Here is a 21593-nt window from a genome sequence, read left to right on the forward strand (position 1 = left end):
ACAGCCGGCTCAGCAAAGTTCACGCCATCCAACCCCCGAGCAGTACGTCCGCCTGCGACGGACTGACACACCGGCCCGGCCCCGACCCGCCCCACCCGCAGGCGAACGGCGGCCACCCCCCACCCGCAGGCGCCCGCAGGCGAACGGCGGCCACCCCTCACCCGCAGGCGAACACACCCCTCACCGCGGATCAAGCGTCGCGAAAGCCTCGTCCAGCAGCCCGACGAGATCCAGGCCCCCGTCCGACGCACTCCAGTGATCAATGGCCACGCTCAGACAGTCGATCGCCGCAGCCGCACGCACGGACTCGGCCAGCGTCGGCCCCTCCGCACCACCACCCCGACGCTCGGCCAGCGCCCGAGCCAGCCCCGGCCGCCACCCATGCTGCTTCTCCGCCTGCCGCGCACACAACGCCGGCGTCTCCCGCACCAGCCGCGCCGTGGCCAGCGACCCCACCGGGTCCCGGTGGTACCGCTCGATGACCGTATCGAGCGCCCGCCGCAACGCCGTCCAGTCGTCCTCATCGGCCGGCCGCGCCAGCAACGCCTCCGCCACCCAGTTCCCATGCGTGTCGAAGGCCCCGAGGACGGCGTCCTCCTTGGTGCCGAAATAGCGCAGGAACGTACTCCGTGACACCCCGGCCGCCGCCGCCAGATCGTCCAGCGTCACCTTGTCGAAGCCCTCACGCCGGAACAACTCAAAGGCCACCCGCGCGAGTTGGGCCCGTACGGCGGCCCGCGCGATGTCCCTGGTGTTCGTCCGTGCCGCTTCGCTCACCCCGCGATGCTACCGCCCCTCCCCGACCCTGGCTTGCAGGTGTGGATCTCAGTGGCTAGCGTGACACTCAGTTTCACATACGGCACTTCCTCTCACTAACCCCCCGCCCAAACGCCCTGCCCGCATGGAGCCACCCCCATGACCCAGCCCCACCCCGGCAACCACCCCCACTCACACCCCCACCCCCACACCCACACCCTCGGCCTCATAGGCACCGGCATGATCGGCAGCGCGGTCGCCCGCCTGGCCGTCGCCGCCGGCCTGGACGTCGTACTGAGCAACTCACGCGGCCCGGAAACCCTCACCGACCTGGTAGAAGAACTCGGCGCCCAGGCCCGCGCCGCCACCCCGGCGGAAGCCGCCCGCTCCGCCGACCTGGTCGTGGCCACGATCCCGCTGCACGCGTACGAGCGGCTGCCCGCCGCCGAACTGGCCGGCAAGACGGTGATCGACACGATGAACTACTACCCGGACCGCGACGGCCGCCTCGCCGAACTGGACGCGGGCGGCGTCACGTCGTCCGGGTTGGTGCAGCGGCACCTGGCCGACTCGTACGTGGTGAAGGCGTTCAACAACATCGACTTCCGGCGGCTGTTCACCAGCGCGCGCCCCTCCGGCGCGGCCGACCGCAGCGCCCTGCCGATCGCGGGCGACCACGCGGCGGCCAAGGCGGAGGCGACCCGCTTCCTCGACGCCCTCGGCTACGACGCGGTCGACATCGGCCCGCTCACCGAGAGCTGGCGCGGCGAGCCGGGAACGCCGGTGTACGTCCAGCCGTATCTGGCGCGGCGGCCGGAGGGGCTCAGCCAGGAGGAGGCCGGCCGCTGGTTCTTCGAGACGCCGGGTGTGCCGTTGCCCGCGGCCCGGGTGAGGCAACTGACGGACGAGGCCGACCGCCGCCCACCGGGCAGCACCCCGATGACCTTGACCGACTGACTGACGGACCAGGCCACGCCCTCCCACACACACAAGGAAAGAGCGCTAATGCCGACGACTCCCACCCCCCTCCCCATCCACGCCACCCCTCTCCCCATACACACCACCCCCCTGGACATCCCCACCCCCGACGGAACCGCCGACGCCCACCTCGCGCACCCCGCCGACGGCGCCCCGCACCCGGCCGTACTGCTGTACATGGACGCCTTCGGCGTCCGCCCCCACCTGAAGCACATGGCGGAGCGCCTCGCGGCGGCCGGTTACGTCGTACTGCTGCCGAACGTGATGTACCGCAGCGGTCGGGCGCCCCTGGTGGAGCTGCCCGAGTTCATCAACCCGGCGGAGCGCCCGGAGATCATCGAGCAGATCCGCCCGGCGATGCGGGGGCTGACTCCGCAGGCGGCGATGCGGGACGCCACCGCCTACCTGGACTGGCTGGAGGCCTCGCCGCTGACGAACGGCGGCCCGGTCGGCATCACCGGCTACTGCATGGGCGCGGCCTTGGCACTGCGTACGGCGGGGACGTATCCGGAGCGGGTGGCGGCGGCGGCCGGTTTCCACGGCGCGTACCTCGCGACGGACGCACCGGACAGCCCGCACCTCCTCGCCGACCGCATCACCGCCGAGCTGTACTTCGGGCACGCCGACAACGACGCCACGAACCCGGCCGAGCAGATGGACCGCCTGGACAGGACCCTCACCGCGGCCGGCGTCCGCCACCGGGGCGAGGTCTACGCCGGCGCCCACCACGGTTTCACCCAGGCCGACACCGCGATGCACAGCCCGGAGGCGACGGAACGCCACTGGACGGCCCTGCTGGAGCTGTTGGACCGCAACCTCTGAGGGGCCGGGTGCCAGGCCCTAGCTGCCGCAGGCGGAATCCGATTGCGCGGCGCGACTCGGAGGCCAAGAATCGCCGGATGCGTGAAGTGAGGCTGTCCGACGGGGTGATCACCCTTTCCCCGCTGCGCCTGGACGATGCGGAGGCGCACCTCGCGGGTGAGGACGAGCCGCTGGTTCGCTGGCTCAGCGGCGGTCCCGGCACCCGCGAGGGCGTCGAAACCTACATCCGGCACTGCCGTGAGCAGTGGGACACGGCCGGGCCGCTCCGCGCTTTCGGCATCCGGGTGGGCGCCGCCGAGGTACTCGCGGGGACGATCGACCTGCGCTTCACCGCGGACGGCTTGGCTCCCGGCCAGGTGAATGTCGCCTACGGCCTCTACCCGACGTGGAGGGGGCGCGGCTTGGCCACGCGCGCGGTTCTCCTCGTCTCCCGCTACGCGGCGAGCGAAGGCGGCGAGGAGGCGGTGATCCGGGTGGAGCCGGAGAACGGAGCGTCTGCCGCGGTCGCCCGGCGGGCGGGGTTCGCACCCGCCCGGTACACGGAGGATGAGCACGGGACACGCCACGACTGGTACGTCCGGGACCTGCGCATCGACACTCGATGACGGATGACGACGGCCCGACCGTCGCGGGCCGGGCCCTGACCACGACCGTCACCGCCGGCGTCTCACGGGCGATCAGCCGACGGCGATGGTGAGGCGTACGAGGCGTACGAGACCAACCAGGCCAACCAGACCAACCAGAGCAGCCGGCCCAACGAAACGACCGGACGACTCAGCGCACCCGGTCGATGAACTCCGCCAAGGTCCGTGTCACCGCGTTCCGTTCCGTGGACGCGAACAGCGGGTCCAAGTGGTTCATGCCCTCGTCGGACTCGTAGACCGCGTACGGGATGCGGGACTCGGCGACGACGCGGCGGTTGCTGTCGAGGATGGTGCCGTGGGAGTAGCTGGTGTTGAAGGCGTACAGCGGGACGTTCAGGGCGGGGGCGTGCCAGAGCCGGAGGCCGAGGGAGCGGGTCAGCTCGGTGTCGGTGTAGGCGTCGGCGACGTCAAGGTCCACCGACAGACGCGCCGGCCAGTACCACTCCCACGCGCCGGGCACGGGACCCGCGTACGACTGAGCGACCCGCGCGAGCGGCGTCATCCCCTCGTCGATCCACCCTCGTACGCCACTGTCGCCGGCGGCGTCCGCGATGCGGCCCGAGTGGACGGTGATGTCGTTCGGCCAGCCGAAGGAGGTGTCGACGAGCATGCCCAGCTGGGCCGCGTTGGTGATCGGATACGGCAGCCGCAGCGCGTCCGGCATCCGCTCCTGGAGGACGGAACGGCCCTCGGGGTCGTGGTGGGCGTACCAGCCGGCGAGTTGGTACCAGATCTGGGTGCTCTCGGCGCGGTCGCCGAGGCCGACGGCGCTGAGGGCCATGTCGAAGACCTTGCCGCCGTCGATCGCCGCGAGCCGCTGCCGCACCTCCTCCGGCGAGTCCTGCACCGGAGTCCCGGTCCCCTCGAACGCCCCGAGCACACCGCCGTCGACGACCGCGAGCCCGACGAGGTCCCGGTAACCGGCCTGCCCGTCGAAGTCCCAGGCGGCGTACGTCAGCGCGATGGTCGCGCCCCAGGAGTGCCCGCCGAGGACCACGCGCCGACGCCCGCCGTTCCGTGCGGCCAGCACCACCGTCCGAAGGTCCTCCAGGAGGAGCCGCAGTCCCCAGCCGCCGACGAACCCGGACGCCGCCGGGTCCAGCGACCGGTACCGGCCGTCGAGGTAGTACGCCACCGGATCGGCACCCGTCAGGAACCCGCTGCGGTCGGACAGGTTCTCCTCGCGGCGGTCCAGCGCCCACACCTGCACCCCGGGCACCGCCGCGACCAGGTCCCGCGCCATCAGCCGGAAGTCATTGGCCGCCCCGAACAGCCCCGGCACGAGCACCACCACGGTCCCGGCGTCCTGGGGCCCGACCTTGAGCACATGCACCCGGTCACTCCCGACCGGCCCGCCCCCGGCCCCCACGGCCACCGGAACATACGGCTCCACAACTCCACCGTACGCACCACGCACGCCACCGGAGGCCCCGGGCGCCCGCCCGGTCGCGGCCCAGGCACCGGTGGCTCCCGCCCCGGCTCCGACACCGGCCAGCGCCAGCCCTCCGGCCAGCCCGCCCAATATCGCCCGGCGCGATGGCCCGCTTCCACACATCTTCGTCTTCTTCATCTTCGGTCGTCTCCTAGGGAGTTGGGGGGGGGTACGACACTGCCCCCAGCTTCCACCCGCCCCTCCACGGCCCTCTCGCCGGGGTCGATCAAGAAGGCCCCGGCGCTACGATCGGGCGCGTGAACGGCGGCGGAGGCGGAGAACGGACGGCACCGACCCCGGCGTCGGAGCGGCCGAGGCAGCGGCGGGACGCCCGGCGGAATCGGGAGCTGCTGACGGCGGCGGCCCACGAGGTGTTCGCCGAACAGGGCCTGGACGCCCCGCTGGATGTGATCGCCCGCCGCGCCGGAGTCGGCAACGCGACCCTCTACCGGCACTTCCCCACCCGGGCCGCCCTCATCGACGCCGTCTTCCACGACCAGCTCGCCGACACGATGGCCGTCGGCGAGCGCGTCCGGGACGCCCCCGACGCCTTGTCCGGCCTGACCGAGTATCTGCGGGCCGTCTTCACCACGCTCGCCGCCGACCGGGGCACCAACGACCTCATGACCACCCAGGTGGAGGGCGTGGAGGTGCTGGACGCCGTGCACGCGCACAACCGGCGCACGATGGAGCACCTGTTGGCGCGCGGCCGGGACGAGGGCACCGTGCGCCCCGATATCACCACCGAGGACGTCCTGTTCGCCCTCGCCGCCCTCGGCCGGGCGGTCCCCGCGCTGACGTCCGCGACGCACGCCGACGCCTGGCACCGCCCCCTCACCCTCCTCCTGGACGGCCTGCGGACCGCACCGAGGCCGCCGACGGCTCTCCCCGGCCCCGTCCTGACCGCCGCCCAACTCTCCGATGTACTAAGGGAGTTGGGCCCAACGGCCTAGGCCCCTCGTCCAGGCCCCTGTCCAAGCAGGTCGGGCGAAGTCCGCTGCGGTTCGGCAGCGCCCTGAAGGGGCGCGGGGCTCTGACATATGCGGCGGAGCCGCATATCGGCACGGCCAGCGGAGCGCTCAGGCGTCTTCGTCAACTGTGATCGCGGCCGCCGGGCAGACCGCCGCCGCCTCCCGTACGACCGGCCGCTGACCGGCGTCGGGCTCGGCCTCCAGCAGTACGACGATGCCGTCCTCCTCCCGCTGGTCGAACACCTCGGGCGCGAGCAGCACACACTGCCCGGCACCGCAGCACTTCGCCTCGTCGACATGAACCTTCACGGCCGTACCCTCTCTCCCCGCGCCCGCACGTCGCCCGTCACCACCGCACCGGCACTTCCCGCAGCCCGCCCACCAGCAACCCCTCCACCTTCTTCAACTCCTCAGCGGATACGGCTAGTTCAAGGCCCGGCAGCTTGCGGAGCAGCACCTCCAGGACGACCTGGAGTTCGGTGCGGGCGAGGGCCTGGCCGAGGCAGGAGTGGGGGCCGGCGCCGAAGGTGACATGGGGGTTGGGGCTGCGGGTGAGGTCCATCTCGTCGGCGGCGTCGAAGACCCGTTCGTCGCGGTTGGCGGAGGACATCCCGCAGAAGACGGTGGTGCCGCCGGGCAGGGTCCCGCCGTCGAGGTCGACGTCCTCGCCGACATAGCGGCGGATGCCGAAGCCGCCGAGGTTGGCGTCGAAGCGGAGTACCTCCTCCACGGCCGTACGGATCAACGACCGGTCGGCGAGGAGCTGTTCCCAGCGGCTGCGGTCGGCCAGCAGCAGGGCGACCATCTTGCCGATCATGTTCGCGGTGGTCTCGTGGCCGGCGACCAGCAAACCCATCCCGGTGGCCATGAGTTCGGGCTCGGTGAGCCGCTCCTCCTCGGGGAGGCCGGCGCTCTCCACGATGAGCATGCTGAGCAGGTCCTCGCCCGGTTCGGCGCGCTTGGCGGCGACCAGGTCGGTCATGTACCGGGCGAACTCGGTGTGCGCGGCCCGGGTCTCCTCCTGGGTGAACCGGCTGACGTTGAGGAACGCGTCGGACCAGTGGGAGAAGCGGTAGCGGTCCTCGGCGGGGGCGCCGAGCAACCGGCAGATGACGTACACCGGGAGCGGGAAGCCGAGGGCGGCCTTGAGGTCGCCGGGCGCCCCGCGTTCGACCATCCCGTCGACCAGGGACTCGGCCATCTCCGTCATCCCGGGGCGCAGGGAGGCCATCCGCTTGGCGGTGAAGTACCGGCCGACCTGGCGGCGCCAGCGCTGATGGGGCTCGCCGTTCTCGGGGATGGCCACCTGGTACTCGGGGTCGGCGTCGGCCGCCGCCCCGCCCGCGCCGTCGGCCGCGAGCCTCGGGGCATCGTCCCCGGCGCCCGGACGGGCGAAGCGGGGGTCGGACAGCATCGCCCGCACATCGGCGTACCGGCTGAGGAATGTGGCCCGGTCACCGCTCGGCAGTTCGACCGTCGCCACCGGGCACCGCTCCCGCAGCCGCTCCCATTCGACGGGCGGGTCCAGGGGGCCGGGGGTGGCCATCGGCAGTCGTACGACGTCGAGGGCGGGATCGGGGCCGGGGGTCTGCTGGGCGTCGGGGCTGGTCTCGACCTGGCTCATGGCGACATCTCCTGGTGGGGGTGCGGACCTCGACATGCACGCTACACATGTCGTGCATCATGCATCAACGGTGCATCATGCACTCTCCATGCATGGCGCAATTTCGCCGTATCGCGACGTAGGCTGTGGGGATCGCGGAGGTAAGGCAGGCTTAAGGAGACAGGCGTGGATGCCCGAGAGTCGGGGGAGCGCATCGAGCGGGAGCTGATGATCCTGACGCGCAACCGCGATATGTCGACTCCCCGTGGCGTCCGTGGCGGCGGCGCCCTGGACCGCAGCGCCTATGTCCTGCTCAGCAGGCTGGAGGCGCAAGGGCCCATGTCGATCCCGGACTTCGTGGAGGCGTTCGGCTTCGCGGCGTCCACGTTCACCCGGCAGACCTCGGCGCTCCTCCGCGACGGCCTGGTCGAACGCACCCTCGACCCCGCCGGTGGCGTCGCCCGCAAGTTCCGCATCACCGACGAGGGTGTCGCCCGCCTCGCCGAGCAGCGCGAACTCTTCGTCATGGGCCTCACCGAGGTCCTGGCCGACTGGCCCCGCGCCCGCCTCGAACGCTTCGTCGACGACCTCCTCCAGTTCAACACCGACATCGAACGCGTCAGCGGCCGAGCCTGGCCCCGCCCGGCCGAACAGCGCGAGCGACGGGCCGAGCAGCGCGAGCAAAAGGCCGAGCCCAGGACGTGAAACATCCCGCCGTCCCGGACGTGAAAACCTCCGGCCGCCCCGGACATGAAAACCCCCGCCTGACGGCCCTTCGACGAAGGACCGGGCGGGGGAGTGGGGAGAAGAGAAAGAGCCGCGTGGACGTCAGCTGACGCAGAGGACTCCACCGAGGAGGCACAGGCCCGACGGCGAGGTCGCGTCGGAGGTGTCGCCCGAGCTGTCCGAGCCGCCGGTGTCCGACGAGGAGCCGCTGTCCGACCCCGTGCTCGTGTCGCCGCCGGTCTCCGTGCCCGAGTCCGAACCGGTGTCCGTGCCGCTCTCCGTACCGGAGTCGTCCGTGGCGGGCGGTGTCGTCGCCTCCGTGGACGGGGTACTCGACGCGGAGTCGTCCTCGCTCGTACCGCCGGAGTTCGAGGAGTCGGCGGTGCGGGACTTCTGGGTCGAGGGGGTCGACCCCGACGTCTGGGGCGAAGTGCCGTTGTCCCGGCTGGAGTTGGAGGTCCCGCCGCCCGACTGGTCGTAGCCGTCGTACGCGTAGCCGTCGGTCGTGGGAGACCGGGAGCCCGAGGTGTCCTCGGTGCGGCGTACGTCGTCCGGCTGCGTGGCCGGCGTACGGCCGTACTGCGAGCCCTGCTCCTCCAGCTCGCCCAGGTTGTCGGCGTCGGGGGCGGCGGCCGCCTGGGTGCGGTCGGCGCCCTGGCGGTCCATGCCCATGACGGTCAGCCCACCGCCGACCAGCGCCACCGCCGTGGCGACGACGGCCTTGCGCTGGTTCTTCTTCCAGCGCGCCATCTGACGCCGGCGGGCCGCCCGGCCCTGCGGAGCGACGGGCACGCCCTCCACATCCTCCACGCCGTTTACGCCGTTCACGTCGTTCACGAAATCGCCATCGGCTTCACGGCGGTTGTCGGCGAGGCCGTCGACGTCACCGGCGCCGGGCGTCCAGCGAGCGGTGGCCCCCTCGACCGCAGCCAGGGCCGCCGTCTCCGCCGTCCCAGCCGCCCCCTCCGTCCCCGCCGGAAGGCCCGCGTGCGTCGGCTGTGGCGTGAACTCGCCCATCAGGTCCGACGGCTCCAGCGCCGCGTGGCCGTCGTGCCACATGCCACCCGACGTCTCGTACTCCCAGACCGCCGGGGCCGCGGTTGCGCCCGGAACCGCGGGAAGCATAAGTGAGCCGGTGTCCGTGCCGGTCGCCGCGCCCCTCTCCGGCGGGCCCGCCGCCATGGACCCCGTCGCCATCGCCCCCGGGGCCGTCGGCCTCGTCGCCAGGATGTCGGTCGGGGCTATGTTCGGCGCTATGTCGGGCGCGTAGGCGCCGCAACCGGGGCAGACGAGAGCGCCGTTGAGATGTCGGCGGCATGAGGAGCAGTAGTCCATCGAGGTCTTCCTGTGTCGGCACGCCGTCGACCCGGCGGGCCGCGGCCGCCCGGTCACTGCACGTTCGCACGTGGGATCGAGCGGAATCGAGCGGTCAGCAACGCTAACGAGGCATTCTCAGGGCTGTGTGCAGCCTGTGTGATGCTCCTGCGGGGATTCTCGGGGGACTTCGGGGGCCCGATCCGGCCACCTTTCGGTGATTCCGGCCCCAACAGGCAACCCCCGCACGGAGTTCACCCCTCTCACAGTGTGCTCACAGACCCGGCCGGGCGTTCGTTCGTGGGCTGTCCAGTCCGATGCCGCCGACCACGGCACTCGCAGACGAGGAACAGATGACCAGCCAAGCACGTCACGCAAGTTCAGCGGGTACCCCCGAGACCCCCGAGTCCCCCGCGACTCCCGAAGTACCTGAAGCATCCGCGCCCCCCGTACGCGGACGCCGGTTCAAGCGCCCGGGGCTCGCCGCCCTCGCCTCGCTGACCGTCGTCGCGGCGGTCGCCGGTGCCGCACCGGGCGCGGGGGCCGCCCCGGCCGCGCGCACCACCCCCGGAACACCCCAGCTCAAGCTGATCGCCGCGAGCAACTCGGTCGTCCTCGACCGCTACGACTGGAACAACGGCGTCAGCCTGGAACTGGGCACCTACCTCACGGTGGACGGCGCTCCCCTGGAGTTCCGGGTGACGCGGAAGTCGTACAAGGACCCCGTCGTCGCCCAGCAGATCCTGCGCGACGGGAAGAAGACGAAGACCAGAACCCTGCCGGCCGGCACGGTCACCGACCACGCGGGCCTGCCCGGCTTCCTGGAGATCTCCCTCAAGAACACCGCCGGGGAGGAGGTCGTGAAGAAGGCGGCCGAGTTCTGCCCGAACAACGCCTCGGGCCGTATCCGCCCCGACGCCCCGTCGACCTCGGCGTATCCGCAGAGCTGCTCCAGCAACCCGTGGACGCTGGGCTCGGTATGGGGCGTGGAGAAGGGCTGGGCGGTCAACACCACCCAGTTCCGCTGGGACGACACGGTGGACCTGGCGCCGGGTGAGTACACGGCCGAGGTGGGTGTCGCCAAGAAGTACCGCGATCTGTTCGGCATCCCGGACGACCGGCCGACCATCAAGGTGACGGTACGTCAGTACGACGAGGGTGGCGACGGCGGCGGAGCGGGCCTGGCCGCCGACAAGTCCGCCGCCAAGTCTTCCGCGCACCACGGCTCCGGGCATGGTTCGGGGCACGCCGCCTCGGACCCGTCCCAGCCCCCGATGCACGGCTACGGCCCGCGCGGCGAGGACTTCCCGATGCAGCCGGCCCTCCCCAACGCCCTGGTGGACCGGGGCACGGCCGACCACCTCGGCGACGGCCCCGGCCACACCGACGGCTCCCGGATCGCGCCGGCGCTGCAGCCCGCCGCCAAGCGCCCCTCGGGCAAGGCGGGCGCCCCGGCGAACACCCCCAAGCCGGACCTGCGCTCGCTGCCCGCCTGGGGCATCGCCATCACCGACGGCGAGGACGGCGACGTACCCGGCAAGGACTACCTCGCCTTCAGCGCCAACGTCTGGAACGCGGGCCCCGCCCCCCTCGTCGTCGACGGCTTCCGCAAGCCGGGCGCCGACCTGATGGACTCGTACCAGTACTTCTACGACGCCGACGGCACCCAGGTCGGCTACGCCCCCGCCGGCACCATGGAGTGGGACCCGCGCGACGGCCACGAGCACTGGCACTTCACGGACTTCGCGAGCTACCGCCTGCTGAGCGAGGACCAGGCCAAGGAGGTGCGCTCCGGCAAGGAGGCGTTCTGCCTGGCCAACACCGACGCCATCGACTACACGGTCAAGAACGCCAACTGGCACCCGGAGAACACCGACCTGGGTTCCGCCTGCGGCGAGGAGGACGCCATCTCCGTACGCGAGGTCCTCGACGTCGGCTCCGGCGACACCTACACCCAGGAGCGCCCCGGCCAGTCCTTCGACATCACCGACCTGCCGAACGGCACGTACTACATCAAGGTCATCGCCAACCCCGAGAACCGACTCCAGGAGACCGACACCACCAACAACGTCGCCCTCCGCAAGGTCGTCCTCGGCGGCACCCCCGGCGCCCGTACGGTCCAGGTCCCGCCCCACGACCTGATCGACGCGCCGTAACCCACGGGGTCGGTACCGGGGATCACCGCAACAGGGTGATCCTCGGCGGCCACACCACGTTCCTGGCCTCCAGGAGCGCGGGGCCGAGGTGCAGCGGACAGACGGGCAGCGGAAAGTCCACATGCCGGGCGATCTCGAACCGCGCCTCGGCCTCGCACGACCGCCGCTGCCCGGGGACGGCGATCCTTCCCTGGCACCTCGGCCCGGTGGGGTGGTCATCCATGTCCCGAACGTAGCGATGCGTTCGCGAACCGGAACATTCCATGTCCACTTCTCAGCCGTACGAGACCGCGCCGCACGGCCAGTGCGGCCATTCGGGTGAATTCTGCCGCCCGGGGCCGCGATGCAGTGTTCCCCGCGCCCCAAAGGGGCGCGGGGCTCTGACATTTGCGGCTCCGCCGCGCGGTCGCGACCAGCCACGACGGCGCGACAGCCGACTGACGACCTATCGCGGCCCCGCGGCGGAGCCGCAATCAGACACAGCCAGCGGAGCGCCCAGCGCTCACGCCTTGGCGTCGGCGACCCGCGCCTGCTCGGCGGGCCCCTCGGTGGCCGGGGCCGACGTACCCGGATTCGAGGCGTTCGGCCGGCGCTTCGGGATGAAGGAGGCGACGACGAAGGCCAGCAGCGCGGCGCCGGCGCCGATGGCCATGACGACCTTGAAGCCGTTCTCCGAGGGGAGGGCGTAGCCGCCGAAGTCGGTGGTCATCTGGGCCAGGATGACGCCGGCGAGGGCGCTGGCGAAGCTGGTGCCGAGGGAGCGCATCAGGGTGTTGAGGCTGTTGGCCGCGGCCGTCTCCGACTCGGGCACGGCCCCCATGATCAGCGCGGGCATGGCGCCGTAGGTGAAGCCGACACCGCCGCCGATGATGCAGCTGACCAGGACCAGGTGCCAGACCTCGGACATCAGCACGATGTTCAGCGCGTACCCGGCGGCCACGATCAGCGCACCGATCATCAGCGTGACCTTCGGACCCTTCGCCTTGGTGATCCCGGCGGACACGGCGGACATCGCCATCATCACCAGGCCCTGCGGGGCCAGCACCAGACCGACGGTCAGCATGGACTTGCCGAGGCCGTAGCCGGTCTGCTCCGGCAGCTGGAGCAACTGCGGCAGCACCAGCGACATGGCGAACATCGAGAAGCCGAGCGCGACCGAGGCGAGGTTGGTGAACAGCACCTGCGGGCGTGCGGTCGTACGCAGATCCACCAGCGGCTGCTTGGCGCGCAGCTCGTAGAAGCCCCAGCCGGCCAGGATCACCACGGCGGCGGCGAACAGCCCCAGCGTCGTCCCGCTGGTCCAGCCCCAGTCGGCACCCTTCGACACGGCGAGCAGCAGCGACACCAGCCCGGCCGACAGCCCCAGCGAACCGACGAGATCGAAGCGGCCGCCCGTACGCACCTTCGACTCGGGGATGACGGTCAGGACCAGCAGGAAGGAGACCACGCCGAGGGCGGCGGAGGTCCAGAAGAGGATGTGCCAGTCCCAGTTGTCCGCGATGAACGCGGCGGCCGGCAGCCCGAGCGCACCGCCGACACCGAGGGAGGCGCTCATCAACGCGGTCGACCCGGCGAGCCGCTCGGCGGGCATCACGTCCCGCATGATGCTGATGCCGAGCGGTACGACGGCCGCCGCGAGCCCCTGCATCCCCCGACCGATGATCATCGGTACGAGCGAGTCGGCGAGCGCGCAGACCACCGAACCGGAGACCAGCAGCACGATGCTCACCAGCAGCATCCGCCGCTTGCCGAACATGTCGCCGAGCCGCCCCACGACCGGCGTCGCCACGGCCGCCGCCAGCAGGGTCGCGGTCACCGCCCACGCGGTGTTCGACGCCGACGCGTCCAGCAGCCTCGGCAGCTCCGGAACGATCGGGATGACAAGCGTCTGCATCAGCGAGACGACGATCCCGGCCAGCGCCAGTACCGCCACCACGGCGTTCGGCCGCACGGGGGACGACGCCCCCGTGTCGGCGGGTCGGGCAGGGGTGTGGGACATGGCGATGCCTCCGTCGGGCGGGGTGGGGTGAGTGCGAGATTGCTTGACTTACTCAACGATAAGAAGGTTGGTTGACTTACGCAAGTTAATTCGGTGTGAATCGCTTCACGGGAGCGAGGGGTGGGGGGGTGGTGGGTGTCGGAGGGGGCGGGGGTGGCGCCCGGGAGGTTGGGGCGGAGGGGGAGTGGGGGGTGAGGTGGGGGAGGTGTGGTGGCCATGGTGGGGATTCCTGTCCGAGTCGACGGCGCCCTCTGGGCGCGTCCGTCGGGCGGTCGATATGCCGGAGGCCCGGCGGTGGAAGGGGGGAGTCTCCAGCCGCCGGGCCCGTCGGTCACGCCGTTCCCCGTCCCCACGGGTAGGCGCGCGGGGTCGCCTCCGCTCAAGGCGACCCGCACCAGGTGCCGGCTTCGATTTGCCGGGCTCCCTGTTGCTTGACTTAGGCAATCACATTCGACTTACTTAAGTCAAGCAAGCATCTTGATCTTTCTTGGGTCGGGGGGTGGGCCGGGGTGGGTCAGGGATGGGCCGGCATTGGGTCGGACCGCAGACCGGGCCGGGGTGGGGCGAGTCGGGTCGGGCCAGGCGGGCCGGGATCGGCCCTGAACCGGGCTGGTCCGGGGCGGGGCTGAGGCGGGTCGACTAGGGCGTTTCTGACGAATCTTGAAGCTGCTTCCCGGCTGGAATGGCTGCGCCCTGCGAGGCGATCGCCGCCGCCTCACGAGGCGCCTCGCGCCAGGCCGATCGGTCGTCCAGCTGCCGACCAAGAGCCATCAGAAGCGCCCTGGTCCGGGGCTGGGCCGGAGCGGGCTGGGCTTGGCGGGTGCTGGGTCGGGGCCGGGCGGACCGCCGACCGGGCCGGGGCTGGGCCGGGACTTGGTCGGGCCGGGCCGGGCTGGGCCGGGACTTGGTCGGGCCGGGCTGGGCTGGGCCGGGACTTGGTCGGGCCGGGCTGAGCTGGGCCGGGGCCCCGGGGCGGGGCTGAGGCAGGCCGACTGGGCCGGGTCGGGACTCGGTCAGGGACTGGCCGGGGGCGGGACTGGCTCGGGGCGGGACACGGCCGGGGCCGTGCCGGGGTGGGGCCGAAGCGGGGGCGGCGGGCGGCGTTACTCCGACCGGGTGGCATACGGCGCGCGGCCCCGCACGCAGGGTGACAAAGCGGGCGCAGCCCGGCATCCCGGCAGGGAAGCTGGCGTCATGAAACCCCCCATCACGAGGTGGCTCGCCGTCGCGCTGCTCGTCTGGCTCGCCGTCGTGCCCGGGACGGTCGCGGCGTCCCCGGCCGGCGAGGGGTCCGGGGCCTTGGGCGGGAGACCTGCCCCGACCGCCGACGACCCACTGCCGGCACTTGAGAAGGCCGCCCGCCCCCTGCGCACCGCCGAACCCTCGGGCCCTCTCGACGACCTGCGTCACTTCGGGCGGGCGATCGGCGACGCCGCGCTGGTCGGCATCGGCGAGGCCGCCCACGGCTCCCACGACTTCGTCACCTTCAGACACCGGGTCCTGCGATACCTGGTCAAGGAGAAGGGCTTCCGCTCCTTCGTCCTTGAGGCCAACTGGAGCGCCGGGCTCCGCCTGGACGACTATCTGCGCACCGGTCGCGGCGATCCCGCCCGGATCATGTCCGAGGAGTTCCAGAACGCCTTCCTGCTGCTGCACAGCCAGGAGTACCTGGACATGATCCGCTGGATGCGCGCGTACAACGTCGCCCACCCCGACGACCCGCTCAGATTCGCCGGCAGCGACAACGGCTACGCCGGACCGGAACTGTACGACCGGGTCGTCGACTACGTCCGGCGGGCCCACCCCGACCTGCTGCCCGCCGTCACCGAGCTGTACCGGGGGCTGCGCCCCACCCTGCCCGTCGGCGAGTGGATGCGCACCGCCGCGACCGCGCCGCTGGACGAGCGCCGTGCACGGGCCGAGCGCACCGGCCGCGTCCTGGCGCTGCTCCGTAGCCGCGAACCTGCGAAGACGGACGAACCCGCGAGGACGGACGAACCCACGAGGACGGACGAACCCACGAGGACGGACGAACCCACGAGGACGGACGAACCCACGAGGATGGGTGGACCAGCCAAGCCGGACGATCGCGCCGAGCCCGGTGGACCAGCCAAGCCGGGTGATCGCGCCAAGCCCGGTGATCCCCTCAAGAGGGGTGGACTCGCCGAACCGCATGATCCCCCCAAGACGAGTGGACCCCTCAAGACGAGTGATCCCACCGAGGCGGACGACGATCACGTCTGGGCCGTCCAGCACGCCACGGCCATCGACCAAGTGGCGTGCTTGTATGCCTTCGATCTGGCGGACCCCGCGGTCGCGCCGGAGGCCATGATCTACCGCGACACCGTCATGGCGGAGAACGCCCTGTGGTGGCACCGTCACCTCGGCCACCGGATGGTGCTCGGCGGGCACAACAGCCATCTGTACACCAGCAGTTCCACCCCTCTCCTCCCCGTCACCCAGGGCGAGGTGCTCCGGAAGCGCCTGGGCGAGGGCTACTTGGCGGTGGGGCTCTCCTTCGACCGGGGTGCCGTGCACGCCACCGAACAGGGCTTGCAGAACCCGGTCGACGACGACGTCAAGCGGTTCGAGGTCGCGCCCGCCGCTCCCGGCTCGGTCGAGCACACGCTTGACCGGGTGAGTCACCGCGACTGGTACGCCGACCTGCGCAGCACACCACCCGCCGCCCGCCCCTGGCTGGACACCGCCTGGCCCAAACGGGAGATCGGCACGGACTACCCGCCGCTCGACGACCAGGTCAACCTGCTGAGATCGGCGGATCTGGTGGTGCACCTGCACGAGATCGGACCGAGCCGAAGGCTCGACCGTGACCCGCCCGGCCAGCGGCTTCGCACGCTCGGTCAGCGGCCTCAGGCATCCGAACAGCAGCAGCCCCACACACCCGGCGTGCCGGTCGACCCGCTGCCCGCCCACACCGCCGGCGTCCCCGCCACCCCGCTGCCCGCCATGGCAAACGCGCAGGAAGACGCCCAGCAAGACTCCCAGCAAGACCCCCAAGAAGACACCAAGCAAAGCGCCCAACACAGCTCCCTGGAAAGCGCCCTGCAAAAGGCCGCCCGCCCCCTGCGCACCATGCAGCCCACCGGCCCCTTCAACGACCTGCGCCCCCTGGGAAGGACGGTGGGCGACGCCCAACTGGTCGGTATCGGCCAGGCCGCCCACGGCGGCCACGACTTCCTCGCCTTCCAGCATCGGGCGTTCCGGTACCTGGTCGAGGAGAAGGGCTTCCGCTCCCTCGTCCTCGAAGCACCCTGGAGCGCCGGGCTCCGCCTGGACGACTACGTACGCACGGGTCGCGGCGATCCCGCCCGGATCATGTCCGAGGAGTTCCAGAACGCGTATCTGTTCATGCACACCCGCGAGGTCCTCGGCATGATCCGCTGGATGCGCGCGTTCAATGTCGCCCACCCCGACGACCCGCTCGGATTCGTCGGCAACGACAGCAGTTACGCGAGTCCCGATCTGTACGACAGGGTCGCCGACCACGTCCGCCGGACCCACCCCGACCTGCTGCCCGCCGTCACCGAGTTGTACCGGGGGCTGCGCCCCACCCTGCCCGCCGGCGAGTACATGGTGGCGTACATCAACGAGCCTCTGACCGTACGGCGGGAGAAGGCCGAACGCACCGGCCGCGTCCTCGAACTGCTGCGCGCCCGGAAGCCGGCCGAGCGCACCGAGGCCGGGGACGACCACACGCGGGCGCTGCAGAACGCGGATGTCATCGACCAGGTCGCACGCCAGTACGCCTTCGACTACGACGACCCGGCGGGCGCACGCGAGGCCATGGCCTACCGCGACACCGTGATGACGGAGAACACCCTCTGGTGGCTCCGCCGGACCGGCGACCGGGCGGTGCTGGCCGCCCACAACGGCCATGTGTACCTGGAGGGTTACGACCCGGACTACCCCGTCATCCAGGGCGGCCTGCTCCGCCGCGCGCTCGGGAACGGCTACCGGGTGGTGGGTCTGGCCTTCGGCCGCGGCTCCTTCCACGCCACCGACAAGGGCGTCGGCGATCCCCGCGACGAGGACGTGCAGACGTTCCACTCGGGGCCCATCGCCGCCGGCTCGGTCGAGCGCACCCTGGACCGGGTGAGTCACCCGAACTGGTATCTCGACCTGCGCACCGCGCCGACCACCGTCCGCACCTGGCTGGACGCCGCCCTCCCCAAACGCGAGATCGGCACCCACTGGCCCCGCGACCCGGACCGGGTCAACCTGCTCAGGTCGATGGACGCGTTGGCGTACGTGCACGAGATCCGCCCGAGCGGCCTGCTCCCACGCGCCTGAGACATGCTGACGCCCCGGCGACTGAGAGAGGCCGACCCGACGCGGGATGCGTCGAGTCGGCCTCTTCGGGTGGTGCTCGTGGTGCTCAGCGGTGCCGGGCGGGGAGTCCCGTCGCCCTGGCCGTCGTCGGCCGGTGGTGTCAGGTCCTGCCCGTCCCTGCCCGTCCCTGCCCGTCAGTCCGTGCCCAGCTCCATGGCGGCGCGGTCGAGCAGTTCATCGTCGTCGGACCCGGTGACCTCGCCGCGGGAGGCGATGGCCTCGGCGCCGCCCTCGGGCATCTCGGCCATGGTGCCGATGAGGCCGGTGGCGGCGGCCTGGGCGGCGCCGATCGCGGCGGTGCCGCCGGTGCCGATGAGGCCGATCGCGGCGTACTGCTCCAGCTTGGCGCGGGAGTCGGCGATGTCGAGGTTGCGCATGGTGAGCTGGCCGATGCGGTCGACGGGGCCGAAGGCGGCGTCCTCGGTGCGCTCCATGGACAGCTTGTCCGGGTGGTAGCTGAACGCCGGGCCGGTGGTGTCGAGGATGGAGTAGTCCTCACCGCGCCGCAGCCGCAGGGTCACCTCACCGGTGACGGCGGCGCCGACCCAGCGCTGCAGCGACTCACGGATCATCAGCGCCTGCGGGTCCAGCCAGCGGCCCTCGTACATGAGGCGCCCGAGCCGCCGGCCCTCGTTGTGGTACTGGGCGAGGGTGTCCTCGTTGTGGATGGCGTTGACGAGGCGCTCGTACGCGGTGTGGAGGAGGGCCATGCCGGGGGCCTCGTAGATGCCGCGGCTCTTGGCCTCGATGATCCGGTTCTCGATCTGGTCGGACATACCGAGCCCGTGCCGCCCACCGATGGCGTTGGCCTCCATGACCAACTCGACGGCGGTCTCGAACTCCTTGCCGTTGATGGTGACCGGACGCCCCTGGTCGAAGCCGATGGTCACGTCCTCGGGAAGGATCTCGACCTCGGGGTCCCAGAACCGCACACCCATGATGGGCTCGACGGTCTCGATCCCGGTGTCCAGGTGCTCCAGGGTCTTGGCCTCGTGGGTGGCGCCCCAGATGTTGGCGTCGGTGGAGTACGCCTTCTCCGCGCTGTCCCGGTACGGCAGGCCGTGCGCGACCAGCCACTCGGACATCTCCTTGCGACCACCCAGCTCGGTGACGAAGTCGGCGTCGAGCCAGGGCTTGTAGATGCGCAGATGGGGGTTGGCGAGCAGCCCGTACCGGTAGAACCGCTCGATGTCATTGCCCTTGAAGGTGGACCCGTCGCCCCAGATCTGGACGTCGTCCTCCAGCATGGCCCGCACGAGCAGCGTCCCGGTGACGGCACGACCCAGCGGCGTGGTGTTGAAGTACGCGCGCCCGCCGGACCGAATGTGGAACGCCCCGCAGGTCAGCGCGGCCAGCCCCTCCTCGACCAGCGCGGCCTTGCAGTCGACCGCCCGCGCGATCTCGGCACCGTAGGTCTTCGCACGACCGGGCACCGAGGCGATGTCGGGCTCGTCGTACTGCCCGATGTCGGCGGTGTACGTGCACGGCACGGCACCCTTGTCGCGCATCCACGCGACCGCCACGGACGTGTCAAGCCCGCCCGAGAAGGCGATGCCGACGCGCTCGCCGGCCGGAAGAGAGGTGAGGACCTTGGACATAGAAAGATTATGCATGCCAACGCATGATCATGCAAAGCCGGGTTTACGTGATTCAGGTCCCATCGGGCTCCCAACGGGTATGGGGAGCCCGATCGGGCGTGGTCTGTCACGGCAATGGGCATCCAGGAGCGGCTTGCTGTAGTGAGACGTCCACAAGGGCGGCTCCCGCAACACGTCCGAGTGACGCGGTGTCAGTCGAGTTCAGGGAAAAGGGATGCCGTGGTGGCCTGGCGTGTGGTCTGCGGACGGGGGCTGGCCTGCGCCAGGCCGATGTTCTCCGTCACGATGCGCGGCCAATCGGTGAGGACCTCTTTGCCGACCACCAGTTCGTCCAGCAGGCCCATGTAGAGAAGATCGACTGCTCTCCGGACATCGGCTTTCCTGCACTGCCACTGCTCTTGGCCGTCCATGATCGCGTAATGGTTCACATGGATGTTGAACTCATCCTCGAACATCCTCAATTCGAGTCCCACCAGGTGCAGCTCGTAGATGGCGTCAGACATCTTCGAGCCTCCGCCGGTCTTCCCCCAGTATTCCTTGATCTCCCACAGTGCGACTGGGTTGAGCAAGTCGGGGAGGGCTCCGTCGAGCCGTCTTGGAGACACCCAGATGTGGTCGTCGGCGAGTAGTGTCGCGCGGCTCTGGGGGTTGGTGTTCACCGAGACCCCGGCCTTTTTGCATTCGCGGTATATGATCGCGTCCACCGTGTTGACAAGAACCTTCGGCGACTTGTGGTATCCGTCAAGTTGGACGCCGTAGCTCTGTAGTACCTGATCCGAGATGGTGGCGTAGTCGGATTTCGCCTCCAACTCGGTTCGCATCAGGGAAAATATCGCGTCGGACACCTCCCGCCTCTTGCTCCAGTAGGCGGACAGACGCTGCAGAACATCTTCGCGCTTGTTGAGGTACAGAACCAAGGCGTCCGCTGCGGCCGTCTCCGCGGAACGGAGGAGGTTCATGATTTCCGTCGGCGAGATCTTGTCGGCATATTTGCGTTGCGCTGCCGGCTGATCGGCCAGCATTCGCACTACATGCCAGAACGGGTCATCCCAGCGAGGGGCGGCAAAACCGCTTTCGCGCTTCAATTCGGATTGTCCTCGTTGTTTTCAGGATGGTCGGGCAGGAGACTTCCTGGACTGACATCGAGCGCGCGTGCGATTCGATAGATGTTGATCAGGCTGATATTGCGCTCGCCGCGTTCTACGCTGCCGATGTATGTGCGATGGAGTCGTGCGGCCTCCGCCAACTCCTCCTGTGAAAGTCCGGCCTCTTCGCGAAGCTTCCTTGCGTTACGGCCGAACTTGACCAAGACCAAACGATCATCCACAAGCCCTGTAGACTGCCCGCGTGACGACGATGGGTCTACAGACTATGAGTAGCAATCGCCTCGCAGAAGGGCGATCGTTCCTGAAGTGGGCGGGGGGTAAGACTCGATACGCTGATCAGCTCGTCGCCCTCGCGCCGCCGTTTGAAGGCCGGTACTTCGAGCCTTTCATGGGGAGTGCCGCGGTTTTCTTCGAACTGGGGCCCAATGAGGCGTCTCTGTCTGATGCGAATCAGGAACTCGTTATTTGCTTTCAGCAGGTCGCGCGAGACCCGGAGAAGGTCATGGCGCTTCTTGATGGAATGCCGAACAATCGCGAATACTATAACGATCTCCGAGCCAAGGATGTGGCCGCACTTTCCGAGGCTGAGCGTGCGGCTCGGGTGATCTATCTCAACAAGACCGGCTTCAGAGGTCTTTGGCGAGTCAATCGCAAAGGTCAGTTCAATGTACCGTATGGCGAATACGATCGACCTTACTACAATCGAAAGACTCTACTCGCCGCTGCCGAGTCGCTTCAGGGTGTTGAAATCAAACACCGTGACTTCATACAGGCTCTGAACGAGGCCCAGGCCGGCGATTGGGTCTACCTCGACCCGCCGTATATTCCACTCGGCGGGTGGGCCGACTTCAAGCGATACACCCCCGAACAGTTTGGGGAAGAGGATCAACAACGGCTTGCTGTGGCCATGTCCGAAGCGGCGGGGCGTGGCGTCCATGTGACCCTGTCGAACAGCGAAACGCCGCTGACCAGAGAGATCTTCAAGGACTTCCATGTGACGCGCATGGCCACGCGTCGTGACATCAATCTGCAATCTCAGAAGCGGGCGAGCTGGGACCTCATTTTCACTTCCTACGAGTTGCCGAAAAGCGAAAAGGAGGGAGGAGAGCTCGCGCTGTTCGATTGATTGGGTAACTCC

Annotated in this window: 18 protein-coding genes; 8 read left to right on the top strand and 10 right to left on the bottom strand. The window is 70.2% G+C overall.

All coding sequences use genetic code 11. The features are described from left to right. Positions 1–180: 180 nt before the first annotated feature. Positions 181–777: a TetR family transcriptional regulator gene (locus ACWD4G_RS19290; protein ID WP_451294882.1), complete on the bottom strand. Its 597-nt coding sequence runs from the start codon at positions 775–777 to the stop codon at positions 181–183. Between the two features lie 138 nt (positions 778–915). Here ACWD4G_RS19290 and ACWD4G_RS19295 point away from each other — a divergent pair, with 138 nt between their 5' ends. The 3 genes from ACWD4G_RS19295 to ACWD4G_RS19305 all read left to right on the top strand — a co-directional run bounded on the left by ACWD4G_RS19295 (position 916) and on the right by ACWD4G_RS19305 (position 3161). Then, complete coding sequence (locus tag ACWD4G_RS19295; RefSeq protein WP_451294884.1) at positions 916–1713, top strand: NADPH-dependent F420 reductase; 798 nt, start codon at positions 916–918, stop codon at positions 1711–1713. Between the two features lie 48 nt (positions 1714–1761). Continuing rightward, on the top strand, positions 1762–2556 hold the full coding sequence (locus ACWD4G_RS19300; protein WP_451294886.1) for a dienelactone hydrolase family protein: 795 nt from the start codon (positions 1762–1764) through the stop codon (positions 2554–2556). A gap of 77 nt (positions 2557–2633) precedes the next feature. Then, positions 2634–3161: a GNAT family N-acetyltransferase gene (locus ACWD4G_RS19305; protein WP_451294888.1), complete on the top strand. Its 528-nt coding sequence runs from the start codon at positions 2634–2636 to the stop codon at positions 3159–3161. 169 nt (positions 3162–3330) lie between these two features. On the opposite strand, the gene ACWD4G_RS19310 is transcribed toward ACWD4G_RS19305, so the two are convergent. After that, positions 3331–4593 carry an alpha/beta hydrolase gene (locus ACWD4G_RS19310; protein ID WP_451294890.1) on the bottom strand — a complete coding sequence of 421 codons (1263 nt, stop codon included), beginning with the start codon at positions 4591–4593 and terminating at the stop codon, positions 3331–3333. A 296-nt stretch (positions 4594–4889) separates the two neighbouring features. On the opposite strand from ACWD4G_RS19310, the gene ACWD4G_RS19315 reads away from it, so the two are divergent. Next, complete coding sequence (locus ACWD4G_RS19315) at positions 4890–5585, top strand: TetR/AcrR family transcriptional regulator (RefSeq protein ID WP_451294892.1); 696 nt, start codon at positions 4890–4892, stop codon at positions 5583–5585. 126 nt (positions 5586–5711) lie between these two features. Here ACWD4G_RS19315 and ACWD4G_RS19320 read toward each other — a convergent pair whose 3' ends face one another. After that, positions 5712–5912 carry a ferredoxin gene (locus ACWD4G_RS19320; RefSeq protein WP_451294893.1) on the bottom strand — a complete coding sequence of 67 codons (201 nt, stop codon included), beginning with the start codon at positions 5910–5912 and terminating at the stop codon, positions 5712–5714. A gap of 37 nt (positions 5913–5949) precedes the next feature. Then, positions 5950–7227, bottom strand: coding sequence for a cytochrome P450 (locus ACWD4G_RS19325; protein WP_451294895.1), 1278 nt, complete (start codon positions 7225–7227; stop codon positions 5950–5952). Between the two features lie 165 nt (positions 7228–7392). Between ACWD4G_RS19325 and ACWD4G_RS19330 the strand changes: the two genes are divergently transcribed. After that, positions 7393–7911 (top strand): MarR family winged helix-turn-helix transcriptional regulator, encoded by a 519-nt coding sequence (locus tag ACWD4G_RS19330; RefSeq protein WP_451294897.1) that lies wholly within the window; start codon positions 7393–7395, stop codon positions 7909–7911. A gap of 123 nt (positions 7912–8034) precedes the next feature. Here the strand turns inward: ACWD4G_RS19330 and ACWD4G_RS19335 are convergent, their stop codons facing one another. Further along, the gene (locus tag ACWD4G_RS19335) at positions 8035–9267 is read right to left on the bottom strand and encodes an SCO2400 family protein (protein ID WP_451294899.1); all 1233 of its coding nucleotides are present in this window, start codon (positions 9265–9267) and stop codon (positions 8035–8037) included. Positions 9268–9599: 332 nt separating this feature from the next. On the opposite strand from ACWD4G_RS19335, the gene ACWD4G_RS19340 reads away from it, so the two are divergent. Further along, a complete protein-coding gene (locus ACWD4G_RS19340; protein WP_451294901.1) occupies positions 9600–11402 on the top strand; it encodes a lysyl oxidase family protein in 1803 nt (600 codons plus the stop codon). Positions 11403–11424: 22 nt separating this feature from the next. Here ACWD4G_RS19340 and ACWD4G_RS19345 read toward each other — a convergent pair whose 3' ends face one another. Next, complete coding sequence (locus tag ACWD4G_RS19345; RefSeq protein ID WP_451294903.1) at positions 11425–11625, bottom strand: hypothetical protein; 201 nt, start codon at positions 11623–11625, stop codon at positions 11425–11427. 279 nt (positions 11626–11904) lie between these two features. Further along, the gene (locus tag ACWD4G_RS19350; protein ID WP_451294905.1) at positions 11905–13401 is read right to left on the bottom strand and encodes an MFS transporter; all 1497 of its coding nucleotides are present in this window, start codon (positions 13399–13401) and stop codon (positions 11905–11907) included. Between the two features lie 1194 nt (positions 13402–14595). Here ACWD4G_RS19350 and ACWD4G_RS19355 point away from each other — a divergent pair. Then, positions 14596–17712: an erythromycin esterase family protein gene (locus ACWD4G_RS19355; RefSeq protein WP_451294907.1), complete on the top strand. Its 3117-nt coding sequence runs from the start codon at positions 14596–14598 to the stop codon at positions 17710–17712. A gap of 173 nt (positions 17713–17885) precedes the next feature. On the opposite strand, the gene argG is transcribed toward ACWD4G_RS19355, so the two are convergent. From argG to ACWD4G_RS19370, 3 genes are all read right to left on the bottom strand, one after another. Beyond that, positions 17886–19349, bottom strand: a complete 1464-nt coding sequence (argG, locus tag ACWD4G_RS19360; RefSeq protein WP_451294909.1) for an argininosuccinate synthase — start codon at positions 19347–19349, stop codon at positions 17886–17888. 191 nt (positions 19350–19540) lie between these two features. Further along, positions 19541–20434: a DUF7687 domain-containing protein gene (locus ACWD4G_RS19365; RefSeq protein WP_451294911.1), complete on the bottom strand. Its 894-nt coding sequence runs from the start codon at positions 20432–20434 to the stop codon at positions 19541–19543. Continuing rightward, positions 20431–20658 carry a helix-turn-helix domain-containing protein gene (locus ACWD4G_RS19370; RefSeq protein WP_451294913.1) on the bottom strand — a complete coding sequence of 76 codons (228 nt, stop codon included), beginning with the start codon at positions 20656–20658 and terminating at the stop codon, positions 20431–20433. Before ACWD4G_RS19370 ends, ACWD4G_RS19365 begins: the two co-directional genes overlap by 4 nt. A gap of 47 nt (positions 20659–20705) precedes the next feature. Between ACWD4G_RS19370 and ACWD4G_RS19375 the strand changes: the two genes are divergently transcribed. Further along, a complete protein-coding gene (locus ACWD4G_RS19375; protein WP_451295348.1) occupies positions 20706–21581 on the top strand; it encodes a DNA adenine methylase in 876 nt (291 codons plus the stop codon). Positions 21582–21593 lie beyond the last annotated feature (12 nt).

Source organism: Streptomyces sp. NPDC002643 (assembly GCF_053592555.1).